This window comes from uncultured Tateyamaria sp., assembly GCF_947487805.1.
Classification (GTDB): Bacteria; Pseudomonadota; Alphaproteobacteria; order Rhodobacterales; family Rhodobacteraceae; genus Tateyamaria.
Map to the genome: position 1 here is coordinate 155,901 of NZ_CANKXW010000002.1, position 13,760 is coordinate 169,660.

Sequence of the window (13,760 nt, forward strand, 5' to 3'; positions counted from 1 at the left end):
GAAGATTACAACCGCCCCATCATCGCGCGGGTTTCCCGGACGGACACCACCGGGCGCGCGGTTTTGATCGCGGCACTTTGCTCGGCCAGTTCCGGGAACAGCTCCAATAGCTCCGCCCGCGTGGCCGGATCCATGGTACGCAGAGCTTCGGGGCCTGTGTGCAGGCTTTCCGATGCGATCCCTTCGGCGAACACAATCTCATGCGCGTCAAAGGCGATGTGGATATAGGTCACGAGGCCGCCGGGCACGGACCGGATCGTGCCGTTGTTCACCAACCCCTTGGCCGGGGCCAAGACGGCATCTTCGGCGCAATAGATCTGGCTGCGCCAGTCGGCCAACAACATGCGGTGCTGCGGCGACACCCATAGGTCCCGCCCGTTACCCAGCGTGTCACGCGTGATGCAGATCGGGGCCAATGCGCCCTCTGCCGGAACTGTTGAGCGCCCGATCCAACGGACCGGTTGCAGCCCACGGTCGAGTGTCCAGACGAGATCCCCGACCTTGAGCGAGGCGATGTCGACTTTGCCCGCCTGTGCGATGATCCGCGTGCCCGGCGTGAAACAGGTGACCCCTTCGATATTCTCGAAGGTGACGGAATGGCCGGTTTCGCTGCCATCTGCGTTCAGGTACACGATGCGCCCGGAACCGCTTGCCGAACTGCCGCCGTCCCAGTCGATACGGTGCAGCCCCTCGACCGTCAGCCGATCAAGGCCGGAACCGCCATCGAGATGACCAATCGCGGCCCCGGCAACGAGACGCAGCGCGTCATTGCCAGCACCCGCATCTACCGTGCCTTGGACGCTGGCGCGACTGCCAATCGAAATCGTGTCGCCACCTGCTCCGGTATCCACCCCACCATTTACAGAGGCCCGTCCGTCCATCCACAGGAAGTCGTCACCGGCTCCACCAAGTACATCGCCGCCCACCTGCGCCATGTCCATGAGAGCAATCGTGTCGTTCCCCGTACCACCCCGCATGTCGCCCTGCACCTCACCGGAGCCTGCAATGACGACATGGTCATCCCCCGAACCCGCATGGATGTCGCCACGGACATTGCCGCTGGTTTGTATGATACGATCAGCACCCGCGCCCGTGCGCACTTCGCCGTCGATATCTGTCCCACCTTCGATCAGAACCGTGTCGGCACCTTTGCCGGTCTCGACGCTATCCGTGATTGCAACGGCGGACAGAGTGACGTCATCCGCGGCATCGCTGGTGTCTGGCGCATCCGCGGCCTCCACATCGCGTTCGACAGCGACAAATACATCCTCCTGTACCATGTCCACGTCGGTATTGCGGACAATGATATCCGCAAACCCGCTGGCTTCGACTTCGGCGATGATCTCGGCGCCCAAGGCCGGATCGAGGTGGCCAAAGGTTTCGTCTGCTGCGCGCGTGCGGTCGAACTGATCCGCGACGATGGCGGTGAAGAGAGGGCCGATCTGCGTGCCGGGCACGGGGTCTTCGGCCAGCCCACCGGTCCAGAGATCCACCTGGAACACATCGTCAAACGCTGCCGCCAAACGCGCCTGGGTGTCCGGATCAGAGGTGAAAATGCTGAAATTTTCGGGGGCGAGCGTCGACGGGTCGATATCCCCCAAGAGGGCCGCGCGCGTGTCCACATAGCTTTGCAGGCCGTGGTCCAGACCGCGCGCCATGTTCAACGCAGGCAATGAAAACCCGCTCACCCCGTCCGGCGTTTCGAGAAAGAAGTTCAGCGCATCCACAACTTGTGCGTCGACTTCCTGGGCGGTGTTCGCCAACTGTCCACGGATCAGGCTTTCGATGCCATTGGCCTGCACACCGGTGTGGTTAAAAAAACTGTCCATCAGCCCGGCAGAACCATCATCGGCCCCGGCATCATCCATGCTGTCGATCTGGTCGCTGACCAGCGTGTGGCCCAGCCGGAAAGCGGCGGTGGAGAACTCGACCGACATTTGTCCGTCGGCATCCGGATCATGGGACGCATCATCATCCACCGCATCCCCGATCAGATGCGGCAACCATTCTTCGTAGGTGATCTTTTGCATCTCGTATTCGACGATCTGGCGCGCGCCGTCATAGAGCTGTTCGTCGTCCCAATGGGGATGACGTTCGGCCAGCCGTTCGGCCCAATAGTTGTGCTCACGCACGAAGAGCGTGTGCATGGACAACAGGTTAGGGTTCTCGTTGGCACGGATATCCCCGGCCAGGTAAACCGGGTTGGCTGATGTGATATCCCCCGCCATCACCGCGTCTTCGCTGGCTTGCGGCAACAGATCGCGGGCGGAACTGGCGTCTTCGGTCACGCTCAGCTTGCCACCCTCAAAGGCGCGCAAAAGGGCGGCGCGATCCTCGGTCGAGCCATAGACATTGCTACCGTCGATTTGCCAGGTAACGGCGTTTACGGGCACACGGGCGCCATCCTCGTCCAGTTCGAATTCGGATCTGTGGATGTCATGCGGCATGCCCGACACGGCGAGCGTACCTGCATCCTCGCTTTCTGGTGTCAGGACGATGTCGTGGTCCAGAAACTGACCCCACGTGGTGAACAGCGTCGACAGGTTCGCGCTGTTGGGCATGTCGCCGTCCTGATCAAAGACGGTACGCGCAACGCTCAGCGGGTCCGCGCCACCGGCAAAGGGCGTGCTGACATCGTCGTCATAGCGCGCTTCGTTCAAACGCACCTGACGCTCCATCTCTTCGAGGAACGGACACTTGCTACTCATGGCTCACCCAACGCGGACACTCACAAAACCGCTATATGCCATGCGGGTGTGGCGAAAGTTTGGCAGCTTGGTGTGTTAAATCCGAGACTTAGGCGAAAAGATCATGCGCCAGTTCGAGCGCATCGATCAGCACGTCGACCTCGTCCGTCGTGTTGTACATCCCGAATGAAGCGCGGCACGTGGCGTTCAGACCAAGATGCTCCATCAAGGGTCCGGTGCAATGCTGGCCTGCTCGCACGGCGACGCCCTTCTTGTCGAGGATCGTGGAGATGTCGTGTGCGTGACCGGCCCCATCCAACGTGAAGGAAAAGATCGCGCCCTTGTCCGCCGTCGTGCCTTGCACCTGCAACCAGTTCAACCCGCCAAGACGTTCGACCGCATAGTCCCGAAGACGGTCCTCGTGCGCTTGAATGGCCTGCATCCCGTGGCCCATCATGTAATCCAGCGCAACGCCCAAGCCGATCATCTGCACGATGCCCGGCGTTCCGGCTTCGAATTTCATCGGGCCGTCATTGTAGGTGATGCCATCCTTGGCGACTTCCTTGATCATGTCGCCACCACCAATGAATGGCCGCATCTCTGCCATCCGCTCCGCTTTGACATAGATCGCACCCGACCCTGACGGACCGTAGAGCTTGTGCCCGGTGATCGCGTAAAAATCCGCGCCGATATCCTGCACATCGACCGGCATGTGCACGGCTGCCTGGCTGCCATCGACCAGCACCGGCACGCCCTTTTCATGCGCCGCGGCGCAGATCGATTTGACATCCACCTTCGTGCCCAGAACGTTAGACATATGCGTCACCGCGATCAGCTTGGTCCGCGGCCCAATCGCGTCGATCACCTTTTGCGGGTCCAGAGCGCCGGTGGCGTCGACATCTACCCATTTCAGCACGACACCTTGCCGTTCGCGCAGGAAATGCCAGGGCACGATGTTGGCGTGATGCTCCATCACCGACAGGATAATCTCGTCCCCCGCTTCGAGCCGCGGCATGGCCCAGCCATAGGCCACCATATTGATGCCCTCGGTGGTGCCGGAGTTGAAGATCACCTCGTCCTCGGACCCCGCATTGAGAAAGCGCGCGATCTTGGCCCGGACACCTTCGTAGTTTTCGGTCGCAAGGTTCGACAGGAAATGCAGCCCGCGGTGCACGTTGGCGTATTCTTCGGCATAGGCGCGGGTGATTGCATCAATGACCACCTGCGGTTTTTGCGCCGATGCGCCATTGTCCAGATAGACCAGCGGCTTGCCATTCACCTCTCGGCTCAGGATCGGGAAATCCGCGCGGATCGCGTCGACATCGTACATCTTAAAGTCCTCCGGCTGACACGCCCATCAGGGTCAGAATCAGCATCAATCCCAAAAACAGGCCCGCGATCACCGACACGAACAGACCAAAGGCCTGAAACAGGGATCCAAAGCGATGTGCTGCACTGATGAAGTGCAACAAGAGCCAGAAAGCCACCACGACAACAATCAGGGCAAAGAGCCCCGCCAGCATCGGCACCGCAAGGCTGAGCACGAACACAACAAGCTGTGCGGCGGCGCGCAAGCCCTGTAACCAAACCAGCAGGACCAGCATATCTACCATGCTGCCCTGCCCGCCCATGGCGCGACCGGCCCAGTACAACGCCTGCACCATGACGACCAAGCCACCAGCGACAAGCGCAAACAGCACGAACGGGCGTTCCATCAACGTCAGGATCGGCATCGCTTGCCGCGCAGCGTCATCCACTGATCCGGGCAGCAGCACCACGGGCGCCGACGTCAGGATTGCATTGACCGCGGCCACCGCAAAGAGCGCCATGTAGACGATCCTGCTGTCCAGCTCCCACGCCATGATCCGCTGCGCCGTAGCTTGTGGGTCGCGCAGCGTGTCCACCGCCAGCTCGATGACCGGTTTCATGCAGCGCGCTCCTGCGCCAGCGACCCAGAGATCCAGAACCACACAAACAAAACCAGCCAAGCAAGCCCCACGAGCTGCATCTGGATGCCCGGCCCGATAAAACCGGCGACCAGCCCGTGCAGCAACAGGACCGGCGTGGAAGCCAGCAGGGCCCAGAACAGCGCCAGCCGCGCACCATAGGGTGTGCCCTTTCCGCCAAGAACCCGGCCTACCAGCCGCGCCAAAAGCGCGATGCAATAAAGCAGAAGCGGCGCGATGAAGATCCACGCCATCAGCGTCGCCCCCATCAGCATGTCCAGATCCTGCCCGGTCAGATGCGCCTCGCGCGCAAGGCGCGGCAGCTGTGCCACAAAGATCAGGACACAAGCCCCCATCAGATAGGCAAGCGCGCGGTCCTCGCGTGGTCCCAGCGTCAAAAGACGCCGGATCACACGCCCCGGACCGCGATAGGTGGCTGCAATGTTACGGGTAATGGCCATATCAGCTGCGGTGACGCTCCAACCACCCTTCGAGGCGGGCAACCATCACATCGCGCAGCCCCTCGTCCTCGATCTCTTCCACAGCTTCGGCAAGGAAGGCCAGCGTCAGCAGGTCGGTGGCAATGGCTGCCGGAACGCCGCGCGAGCGCAAGTAGAAAAGCGCCTCTTCATCGATGGCCCCCGAGGTCGATCCGTGCGAACAGGCGACATCATCGGCATAGATTTCCAGCTCGGGCTTGGCCAGAAACTGACTGTCCCCGTCCAGCAGAAGCGACTGGCTGATCTGGTAGCCGTCGGTCTTTTGCGCACCTTCCTTGACAAGGATCTTGCCCTGAAAAACACCGACCGCGCCATTGCGCAGCACTTTCTTGAACACCTGACGACTTTCGCACGCCACAGCGTCGTGGGTGATGAACACGGTGTCGTCATGGTGAAAATCGCCGTCACCGACGCAGGCGCCAGCCACATGCGCAATTGCATCATCGCCGGTCAGCTCGATCACGCAATCATTGCGCGTAAGCCGTCCGTTCACAGTGAGGGTAAAGGATTTGAAGGTGGATTCGGTGCCCAGCCGAGCAAAGATATGCGTGGCCGCAAGCCGTTCGTGATCACGCCCCTGCGCGCGTACGTGGTGGAAGGACGCGTGGTCGGCGATATCAACCTCCATCACCTTGTTGAACCGCGCCGCGGCAGGACCGTTTTCAAGAATGGTCAGGGCCGCGCCGGCGTCCAGCTTGATCACGTGGTGCAGGATTGCATCGGAGGCATCATCGCCGTGGTTGTACACGAGGTTGATGGGCCGGGGTGCTTTGCCCGTCACATGGATCAGCACGCCGTCACTGGCAAACGCAGTGTTGAGAGCGGCCAAAGGCCGTTCGACCGGGACTTGCCCCGCAGCCTCGAGCACGCCGTACATACCCTTGGCCCAGTGGATGTCCGCCGTAGCCTCGGCCAGACGTTCAATGCTGACATGTTCCAGCGCCAGCGCATCCGACGCCTCCGCGTTAAACACACCGTCGTCAAAGACAATGCGCAGCGCGTCGGTGCCGTCAAAGATCGGCGCTTCGTCGGAATGAAATACTGCCGCAGTCGGCGTCGACGCCTGGGTCAGAAGATCCGGACGAGTGAACTTCCAGTATTCGTCGCGCCGCCCCGGCAGGCCCATCGCCCGCAGACGCGCCAAAGCGTCCTTGCGCGTGGCTTCGGACCAACCGCCTTGCGGCAGGGTCAGACCCGCAATCCGCGCCTCTGTCAGGTCCAGTTTTTCCGCAGTCGCCCCCATTACGCCACCTCGGCCAGGATGTCGGCGTAGCCGTTGTTTTCAACTTGGAGCGCCAGTTCAGGGCCCCCGGTTTTCACGATGCGCCCATCGGCCATGATGTGCACGACGTCGGGTTTGATGTGGTCAAGCAGACGCTGGTAGTGCGTGATCACAAGGAACCCACGGCCCTCGGAGCGCAGCGCGTTCACACCGTCGGCCACCAGTTTCATTGCGTCGACATCAAGGCCGGAGTCGGTTTCGTCGAGGATGCACATCTTGGGCTCAAGCATGGCCATCTGCAGGATTTCGTTACGCTTTTTCTCACCACCGGAGAAACCCACGTTCACGGGGCGCTTGAGCATGTCGGCATCGATCTTGAGTTCCTTGGCGCGTGCGCGCACAACCTTGAGGAAGTCGGCGGCACTCATTTCTTCTTCGCCGCGCGCCTTGCGCTGGGCGTTCACGGATGTCCGCAGAAACGTCATGTTGCCGACGCCGGGGATCTCAACCGGGTACTGGAAGGCCAGGAACAGGCCCGCGGCCGCGCGCTCTTCGGGTTCCATTTCCAGAAGGTCCACATCGCCCAGATGCGCTTCGCCGCCGGTCACTTCATAGCCGTCGCGCCCGGACAGCACGTAGGACAGCGTGGATTTGCCGGACCCGTTGGGGCCCATGATCGCGTGCACCTTGCCCGCTTCGACGGTCAGGTCGACGCCTTTGAGGATTTGCTTGTCCTCTTCTTCCAGTTTCACGTGCAGGTCTTTGATCGTCAGCATCAGTTTTCTTCCTTTGTCATAGCGTCAGGCCGCCCCCGCCCGACGCAAGTCGGACGGCAGGTCAGCGATATAGGTCTGGGCGGCCAGTGCTGGAACACGGCCGCGGTCTTCGAGAATTTCAAGGCAGCGCAGGGTCAGGTCGTGGCTGGCCCATGCGCCCGCGCTAAGCAGCGCGAGTGTGATCAGCGCGTCGGTGTCCGCGTTGTCGATCCCGTCGAGGTTTCGGATATATACGGCATCCCCGTCGATCAGTTGCGACCGCACCCGGCGGCGGTTCAGCGCGTCGATGTGACGCGAGCCCACGGCAAAGCGGTTGTGATCCAGCATCTTGTGCATCGCAAAGCCCTGGTCGGTCAGTTCGCTGTGTACATCCGCAAAGGTCGGCTCGTTTTCATAGAGCGGGAAGTAACGCAGTTCGACAATCACCGCAGTGGCCTGCGCAAGTTTGGCGCGCGCGCCCCGGATCACGTCCAATTCGGCCCCCTGCACGTCCAGTTTCAGCAGGTCGATGGCCGGCACGTCGTCCAGTGCGTCGAGGCTGTCCAAAGTCACGGGATGGTGCGTGGCCTGATCGGGCAGCGCCTGAAACCGGCGCAGATATTGCAGGGTGCGCTGGCGCAGTTGGAACAGGGACGCGAGGCCAGATTGGCGCGGATAGACGTGCAGTGTGCCTGTCCCCGCAGGGCCGACGGCGGCGTTGATGAACTGGGCGTGCTCTGGCGCGTCCTCGGTCAGGGCAGCAAATGCCTCGGCCTGCGGCTCGAACCCGATCAGATGGGCCAGACCAGCCTCCGCCAGCGGCGCATAGGGCGGATCGTGCAGCGGGTTGGCCCCCACGTCCACAATCGACAGGGGCCGCGCAGGCGCAAGCGCCGCGGCCAGATCCGTCAACCGTTTGGAGAGAAGCACGTCCCGCATCGCTTCAGCCCAGAACCACGGCGGTGCCGGACACGCTGACCATCAGCATGCTGTCACCGACCACTTCGTAGTCGATATCTATGCCCACAACCGCATTTGCACCCAAAGCACCCGCGCGTTGCTCCAGCTCGGCCATAGCGGTGTCGCGGGCATCCTGAAGTTTGGATTCGTAGGCACCAGACCGGCCCCCGATGATGTCGGTGATGCCGGCAAAGAAATCGCGCACCACATTGGCACCCATGATCGCCTCGCCCACGACAATGCCCCGATAGTCGGTGATGGTGTACCCTTCGAGGGTTGAGGTGGTGGTCAGGATCATGTGTCGTCCTCTGGCAGGTCACGTGCAAACACCTGTTGAACGCCCCGCGCAATCGCCGCCGCAGCGAGCAAGAGCGCGCACCAGACCCAAAACGACGTGAGCGCGCCGGGTGCGAGCATCGCCGCTACAATCATCCCGCCGAGCATGGCAACAACAAAGGCCAGCCCACCCTGTTGTGTACCATCAAGGTCAGAGACCGTGTGACGCTTGATCGGCTTGCGGGTGTCGGGATCGCTGTCCAGCGCGTGTTTCATTTCTCCCGCCCCTTGATCTCGGCAAGGGACGCGCGCACGTCCTCCTCGGTCCGCGCGTTGCCTTCAGGGGCCAGTTCTTCGGACATGATCAAGAACAACGCAACCGCGCCAGCGCCAAAGGTCATTGCACCACACAACACAAAGGCCACCAAAAGGCCCGGTGCCACAATTACACTGAGCACGCCGCCAAAGAACGCACCACAGATCACGGCGAGGAACATGCGGCCCGCCACGCTGGGCCGAGCGCTGCGCGCAGGCGTCGCCACAGCATCGGCCTTGCGATGCTCAAAGGTGCGGCCCACCATGCTGTTGTCCTCAAGACCCGCCATGGATCAGCCTACCGACCCTTCGAGCGAGATTGCCACAAGTTGTTGTGCTTCCATGGCAAATTCCATCGGCAGCGCCTGAAGCACGTCCTTGCAGAACCCGTTGACGACCAGCGCGACGGCCTCTTCCTCGTCCATGCCGCGCGAGCGGCAGTAGAACAGTTGATCGTCGTCGACCTTGGATGTCGTGGCCTCGTGTTCGACGCGGGATGAGTTGTTCTTGACCTCAATATACGGCACCGTGTGCGCCCCGCATTTGTCGCCAATGAGCAGGCTGTCGCATTGCGTATAGTTGCGCGACTCTTTGGCCTTGGGATGCATGGACACGAGGCCGCGATAGGTATTCTGGGCCTTGCCCGCACTGATGCCTTTGGAGACGATCCGGCTCTTGGTGTTCTTGCCCAAATGGATCATCTTGGTGCCGGTGTCGGCCTGCTGCATGTTGTTGGCGATGGCGATGGAATAGAATTCGCCCTGGCTGTCATCACCGCGCAGGATGCAGGACGGGTATTTCCATGTCACGGCAGAGCCGGTTTCCACCTGCGTCCACATCACCTTGGCCCGGTCGCCCCGGCAATCGGCGCGTTTGGTGACGAAGTTATAGATACCGCCCTTGCCGTTCTCATCGCCCGGATACCAGTTCTGGACGGTGGAGTATTTCACCTCGGCGTCTTCTTCGATGATGATTTCGACCACGGCGGCATGCAATTGCGAGATGTCGCGCTGTGGTGCCGTGCACCCTTCGAGGTAGGAGACGTAAGACCCTTTGTCGGCAATGATCAGCGTGCGTTCGAACTGGCCGGTGTTTTCGGCATTGATGCGGAAATAGGTCGACAGTTCCATCGGGCAGCGCACACCGGGCGGCACATAGACAAACGAGCCATCGCTGAACACGGCGCTGTTGAGGGTCGCGTAGTAGTTGTCAGAGACAGGCACGACCGAGCCGAGGTACTTTTTGACCAGCTCGGGATGTTCCTTGATTGCCTCGGAAATCGAGCAGAAGATCACGCCCGCCTTGGCCAGTTCGGCCTGAAACGTCGTGCCGACGCTGACGCTGTCAAAGACCGCATCGACAGCCACCTTGCGCGGCGCGTCCGTCAGGTCTTCGGCGCCCTCGACACCGGCGAGGATCATCTGCTCTTTCAGCGGAATACCGAGTTTCGCATAGGTTTCCAGCAGCTTGGGGTCAACATCATCCAGTGACTTGGGCTTGACCTCCATCGATTTGGGGCGGGCATAGTAATACTGGTCCTGAAAGTCGATCTCGGGGTAATCCACCATCGCCCAAGTCGGCTCTTCCTTTTGCAGCCAACGCTCGTAGGCGGCCAGACGCCACTCGAGCATCCACTCAGGTTCTTCGTTCTTTTCCGAGATCAGCTTGACGATGTCAGGAGACAGACCCTTGGGGGCATATTCCATTTCGATGTCGGTTTCCCAGCCGTATTTATAGGCGCCGCCAACCTCGCGCACCGCGTCGACCGTCTCTTGGTCAACACCGTCCTTGACCTGAACTTCTTCCACAACATTGTCCATTTCAGACATTCCTCTCGCTGCTACGCGGCCTAAGCCGCCCGCGCCTGGTGTTTTTTCAACTTTTGCGCCCAAACCTCGGCAAAACGCAAAACGTCCTCTTCCGTTGTCTCAAGACCCAGCGACACCCGTACCGCATTGGCCGCCACATCCCCCAATCCCATCGCCGTCAGGACCTTGCTGGCCTTGACCTTTCCGCTGGAGCACGCCGACCCTGCCGAAATGGCAAACCCGGCCAAGTCCATCTGCATCACTTGCGTTTCACCCTTCCAGTCGGGCGTTGCGAAACAGGATGTGTTGGGAAGACGCGGCGCATCTTTCCCGACAAAAATAGTTGTATTTGACGCAGCAGCAAGAGCACTTTCTAGAATATTTCTAAGTTTCTCGACGCGGCCCCATTTTCCGGCCTCCACATCCTGCTGCGCAGCCTCAGCCGCGGCACCAAATCCGGCGATGCCGATGACGTTCTCCGTGCCAGACCGACGCCCCATCTCCTGACCGCCCCCGCGCAGGATCGCTTGCGGATCATCGGCGGTGAAATTGATCAATGCGCCCACGCCCTTGGGTCCACCCAGCTTGTGCCCCGACAAGACCATGTAGGCCGGCGTGCCGTCGCCATATTCGACAGGCACCTTGCCGACCATCTGGGTGACGTCGCACACAACCGAAGGCCCCGCTACGACCCGCCGGTCGGCCTGCATGATCCCCGTCTCGCTGTTTGCGCCCGATATCGCCATGAGGGCCGGGCCGTCCATCGCATCTGGCACGCCCTCGCTCCAGTCGCCGAAACAGTCGTGTTCGGTCGGCAAGGCTGCAAATCGCCCCCCATGCCGATCCTTTTGTGCCACCGCCAATGCGGCGGCCTCAGTCGCAGAGCCCGTAAACACAACTTGTGTAGGCAAACAGCCAACCAATCCCGCCACCTGGCTCCGCGCCCGCTCCACCACCATCTTCGCTGCGCGCCCCTCGGCATGCACAGAGGACGGATTGCCCACCACGTCCATCGCAGCCAGCATCGCATCCCGCGCCTCGGCGCGCAGCGGTGTCGTCGCATTGTGATCCAGATACACGCGGCTCATAGAACCGATCCTTCATTGTTCATGAAATATGCCGGGGGTCTGGGGGCCGGCCCCCAGTCACGCCTCATCAACCACCGCCATCAGGTTGGGCACCGCCGGACAAGGGGCCAATTCATTGCCTACAACATCTGACAGGCGGGTCTGGTGCAAGAACACGTAGACATGCGCGCTCAATCCTTCCCAGAGCCGGTTGGTCAGTGACTGCGCCTTGGATCCGGACGCGGCACCCGACGCGCCCGCACCCTTGTGCATTGCGTCCACCTTCTCATCGACCGCCTCGAGAATATCCGCCACACGAATTTCCGACGCCGGTCGCGCCAACCGGTATCCCCCGCCAGGTCCACGCACGGATACGACCAGTTCGGCGCGCCGCAGCTTGACGAACAGCTGTTCCAGATAGGGCAGCGAGATATCCTGACGGGTGGAAATATCCCCCAGACTGACAAGCATGTCACCGGGTTGCAGCGCGATATCGGCAAGCGCCACCATCGCATAGCGCCCTTTTGTCGATAGCTTCATGACCACACCCCCAATTGACGTCTCAGTCCAGACGCCATACATGCTTTGCCACCGCAGGACGTGTTTCCTGCCCACAAGTTAGAAACGTTCTAAAGTATCCGATTATTTTCGTCAAGAAATCGGATCGTCAAAAAGACGCGCGAGGACAGACACGCATATGCCCGAGGTCATTTTTCCCGGACCCGAAGGCCGCCTCGAAGGCCGCTATCACCCCCAGAAAGAACGTGACGCACCCATTGCAATCGTGCTGCACCCACATCCACAGTTCGGTGGAACGATGAACCACAAGGTTGTGCATGCTCTGCACTATGCCTTCTACAACATGGGGTTCACCGTGCTGCGGTTCAATTTCCGAGGTGTGGGGCGCAGCCAGGGTGAATACGATCAGGGCATTGGCGAGTTGTCGGATGCTGCCTCGGCGCTCGATTACCTGCAGTCGATGAACAACAACTCGAAGCACTGCTGGGTTGCGGGTTTCAGCTTTGGCGCGTGGATCGGGATGCAGCTGCTGATGCGCCGCCCCGAGATCACCGGGTTCATCAGCGTGTCGCCCCCGGCGAACATGTATGACTTCTCCTTCCTCGCGCCCTGCCCGTCCAGCGGCCTGATCATCAACGGCACCGCCGACCGCGTGGCCCCACCCGCGGACACGGAATCTCTGGTGGGCAAACTGCACGAGCAAAAAGGCATCACGATCACGCATACGCAGATCGAGGGTGCGGGCCACTTCTTTGAAGAGCCGCATATGGACACGTTGATCGGGCACACCACCGATTACGTCAAACGCCGCCTGACCGAGACGACGCGCTGATGGCTGACCCCGTCGTCATTGAAATGGCCAACAAGCTGGCCGAGGAATGTCTCGCCGTGCAAGGCGAACTGGGCAACGACCGGTTGTTCATGGAAGTGGGCGATGTACTGGGCGCATCGTCCCAAACCCTCGAAGAGGCGTTTTTGACCGCGATCCGGACGCGGATGGCCAACGACGCGGGCCGCCGGTTCCTGGCGCAACGTCTCAAGGCGCACCGCGCCGCCGCTGCCCAAGAGTGACGCGACTGGACCAGCAGATCGCCTTTCTGAACGAGGCGGACAAGCTGAAGTCGATCACCCGCGCCACCACCCTCGCCGATGGTAGCCGTGCGGAAAACAGCGCGGAACATTCGTGGCATTTGACCCTTTATGCGCTGGTGCTGGCCGATCAGGCCGGGCCGGACGTCGACATCGACCGCGTGATCAAGATGCTGATCCTGCACGATCTGGTCGAGATCGACGCGGGCGACAATCCGATCTTTGACGATGTGGATGCGGCCGCTGTTGCCGCTCAGGAGGCGGCGGCGGCCGACCGGATCTTTGGCCTGTTGCCGGATGACATCGCCACGTCGCTGCGCCCCATCTGGGAAGAATTCGAGGCCGCAGAGTCCCCCACGGCGCAGTTTGCCAAGGCATTGGACCGGTTCCAACCGCCGATGTTGAACCTTGCGTCAGGTGGCGGCAGTTGGACCGACTACAACGTCACCGAAGAGATGATCGCCGCCCGCGTTGGCACGAAAATCGCGCGCGGTGCGCCGGGATTGTGGGACTATGCCCGCAAACGCATCGCCGGGTTCTTTGCATCTGCGGGTTGATCCTTAAAATTTAGTATACCGTTGTATACAGACTTTTCAAACGGGGCGTAACGCGCTAA

16 protein-coding genes are annotated in these 13,760 nt (G+C 61.1%); 3 read left to right on the forward strand and 13 right to left on the reverse strand.

Going from position 1 to position 13,760, the window contains the following annotated elements; genetic code table 11:
- Window positions 1-5: 5 nt before the first annotated feature.
- The 13 genes from Q0949_RS06360 to Q0949_RS06420 all read right to left on the reverse strand — a co-directional run bounded on the left by Q0949_RS06360 (window position 6) and on the right by Q0949_RS06420 (window position 12,076).
- Window positions 6-2,708 carry a peroxidase family protein gene (locus Q0949_RS06360; protein WP_299369805.1) on the reverse strand — a complete coding sequence of 901 codons (2,703 nt, stop codon included), beginning with the start codon at window positions 2,706-2,708 and terminating at the stop codon, window positions 6-8.
- An 88-nt stretch (window positions 2,709-2,796) separates the two neighbouring features.
- Window positions 2,797-4,017: a cysteine desulfurase gene (locus tag Q0949_RS06365; protein WP_299369807.1), complete on the reverse strand. Its 1,221-nt coding sequence runs from the start codon at window positions 4,015-4,017 to the stop codon at window positions 2,797-2,799.
- A 1-nt stretch (window position 4,018) separates the two neighbouring features.
- Window positions 4,019-4,615 carry a Yip1 family protein gene (locus Q0949_RS06370; RefSeq protein ID WP_299369809.1) on the reverse strand — a complete coding sequence of 199 codons (597 nt, stop codon included), beginning with the start codon at window positions 4,613-4,615 and terminating at the stop codon, window positions 4,019-4,021.
- On the reverse strand, window positions 4,612-5,094 hold the full coding sequence (locus Q0949_RS06375) for a YIP1 family protein (protein WP_299369811.1): 483 nt from the start codon (window positions 5,092-5,094) through the stop codon (window positions 4,612-4,614). Before Q0949_RS06375 ends, Q0949_RS06370 begins: the two co-directional genes overlap by 4 nt.
- Before the next feature lies 1 nt (window position 5,095).
- Window positions 5,096-6,376: a SufD family Fe-S cluster assembly protein gene (locus Q0949_RS06380; protein ID WP_299369813.1), complete on the reverse strand. Its 1,281-nt coding sequence runs from the start codon at window positions 6,374-6,376 to the stop codon at window positions 5,096-5,098.
- A complete protein-coding gene (gene sufC / locus Q0949_RS06385; protein WP_299369815.1) occupies window positions 6,376-7,131 on the reverse strand; it encodes a Fe-S cluster assembly ATPase SufC in 756 nt (251 codons plus the stop codon). Before sufC ends, Q0949_RS06380 begins: the two co-directional genes overlap by 1 nt.
- Window positions 7,132-7,155: 24 nt before the next feature.
- The gene (locus Q0949_RS06390) at window positions 7,156-8,049 is read right to left on the reverse strand and encodes an FkbM family methyltransferase (protein WP_299369817.1); all 894 of its coding nucleotides are present in this window, start codon (window positions 8,047-8,049) and stop codon (window positions 7,156-7,158) included.
- Between the two features lie 4 nt (window positions 8,050-8,053).
- Window positions 8,054-8,368 (reverse strand): heavy metal-binding domain-containing protein, encoded by a 315-nt coding sequence (locus Q0949_RS06395; protein WP_299369819.1) that lies wholly within the window; start codon window positions 8,366-8,368, stop codon window positions 8,054-8,056.
- A complete protein-coding gene (locus Q0949_RS06400) occupies window positions 8,365-8,622 on the reverse strand; it encodes a hypothetical protein (protein ID WP_299369821.1) in 258 nt (85 codons plus the stop codon). Before Q0949_RS06400 ends, Q0949_RS06395 begins: the two co-directional genes overlap by 4 nt.
- Window positions 8,619-8,951: a hypothetical protein gene (locus Q0949_RS06405; protein WP_299369823.1), complete on the reverse strand. Its 333-nt coding sequence runs from the start codon at window positions 8,949-8,951 to the stop codon at window positions 8,619-8,621. Before Q0949_RS06405 ends, Q0949_RS06400 begins: the two co-directional genes overlap by 4 nt.
- Before the next feature lie 3 nt (window positions 8,952-8,954).
- A complete protein-coding gene (sufB, locus tag Q0949_RS06410; RefSeq protein WP_299369825.1) occupies window positions 8,955-10,490 on the reverse strand; it encodes a Fe-S cluster assembly protein SufB in 1,536 nt (511 codons plus the stop codon).
- A 20-nt stretch (window positions 10,491-10,510) separates the two neighbouring features.
- Window positions 10,511-11,557, reverse strand: coding sequence for an aminotransferase class V-fold PLP-dependent enzyme (locus Q0949_RS06415; protein WP_299369827.1), 1,047 nt, complete (start codon window positions 11,555-11,557; stop codon window positions 10,511-10,513).
- Window positions 11,558-11,614: 57 nt separating this feature from the next.
- A complete protein-coding gene (locus Q0949_RS06420) occupies window positions 11,615-12,076 on the reverse strand; it encodes an Rrf2 family transcriptional regulator (protein WP_299369829.1) in 462 nt (153 codons plus the stop codon).
- A 157-nt stretch (window positions 12,077-12,233) separates the two neighbouring features.
- Between Q0949_RS06420 and Q0949_RS06425 the strand changes: the two genes are divergently transcribed.
- The 3 genes from Q0949_RS06425 to Q0949_RS06435 are packed head-to-tail and all read left to right on the forward strand — an operon-like array spanning window position 12,234 to window position 13,701.
- Window positions 12,234-12,887 carry an alpha/beta hydrolase gene (locus Q0949_RS06425; RefSeq protein WP_299369831.1) on the forward strand — a complete coding sequence of 218 codons (654 nt, stop codon included), beginning with the start codon at window positions 12,234-12,236 and terminating at the stop codon, window positions 12,885-12,887.
- Window positions 12,887-13,126, forward strand: a complete 240-nt coding sequence (locus Q0949_RS06430; protein ID WP_299141093.1) for a hypothetical protein — start codon at window positions 12,887-12,889, stop codon at window positions 13,124-13,126. Before Q0949_RS06425 ends, Q0949_RS06430 begins: the two co-directional genes overlap by 1 nt.
- A complete protein-coding gene (locus Q0949_RS06435) occupies window positions 13,123-13,701 on the forward strand; it encodes an HD family hydrolase (protein WP_299369833.1) in 579 nt (192 codons plus the stop codon). The genes Q0949_RS06430 and Q0949_RS06435 overlap by 4 nt, the downstream gene beginning before the upstream one ends.
- Window positions 13,702-13,760 lie beyond the last annotated feature (59 nt).

Coding starts and splice junctions, on each gene's coding strand:
- Q0949_RS06360 (WP_299369805.1), bottom strand. CDS start 2,708: ATGAGTAGCAAGTGTCCGTTCCTCGAAGAGATGGAGCGTCAGGTGCGT.
- Q0949_RS06365 (WP_299369807.1), bottom strand. CDS start 4,017: ATGTACGATGTCGACGCGATCCGCGCGGATTTCCCGATCCTGAGCCGA.
- Q0949_RS06370 (WP_299369809.1), bottom strand. CDS start 4,615: ATGAAACCGGTCATCGAGCTGGCGGTGGACACGCTGCGCGACCCACAA.
- Q0949_RS06375 (WP_299369811.1), bottom strand. CDS start 5,094: ATGGCCATTACCCGTAACATTGCAGCCACCTATCGCGGTCCGGGGCGT.
- Q0949_RS06380 (WP_299369813.1), bottom strand. CDS start 6,376: ATGGGGGCGACTGCGGAAAAACTGGACCTGACAGAGGCGCGGATTGCG.
- sufC (WP_299369815.1), bottom strand. CDS start 7,131: ATGCTGACGATCAAAGACCTGCACGTGAAACTGGAAGAAGAGGACAAG.
- Q0949_RS06390 (WP_299369817.1), bottom strand. CDS start 8,049: ATGCGGGACGTGCTTCTCTCCAAACGGTTGACGGATCTGGCCGCGGCG.
- Q0949_RS06395 (WP_299369819.1), bottom strand. CDS start 8,368: ATGATCCTGACCACCACCTCAACCCTCGAAGGGTACACCATCACCGAC.
- Q0949_RS06400 (WP_299369821.1), bottom strand. CDS start 8,622: ATGAAACACGCGCTGGACAGCGATCCCGACACCCGCAAGCCGATCAAG.
- Q0949_RS06405 (WP_299369823.1), bottom strand. CDS start 8,951: ATGGCGGGTCTTGAGGACAACAGCATGGTGGGCCGCACCTTTGAGCAT.
- sufB (WP_299369825.1), bottom strand. CDS start 10,490: ATGTCTGAAATGGACAATGTTGTGGAAGAAGTTCAGGTCAAGGACGGT.
- Q0949_RS06415 (WP_299369827.1), bottom strand. CDS start 11,557: ATGAGCCGCGTGTATCTGGATCACAATGCGACGACACCGCTGCGCGCC.
- Q0949_RS06420 (WP_299369829.1), bottom strand. CDS start 12,076: ATGAAGCTATCGACAAAAGGGCGCTATGCGATGGTGGCGCTTGCCGAT.
- Q0949_RS06425 (WP_299369831.1), top strand. CDS start 12,234: ATGCCCGAGGTCATTTTTCCCGGACCCGAAGGCCGCCTCGAAGGCCGC.
- Q0949_RS06430 (WP_299141093.1), top strand. CDS start 12,887: ATGGCTGACCCCGTCGTCATTGAAATGGCCAACAAGCTGGCCGAGGAA.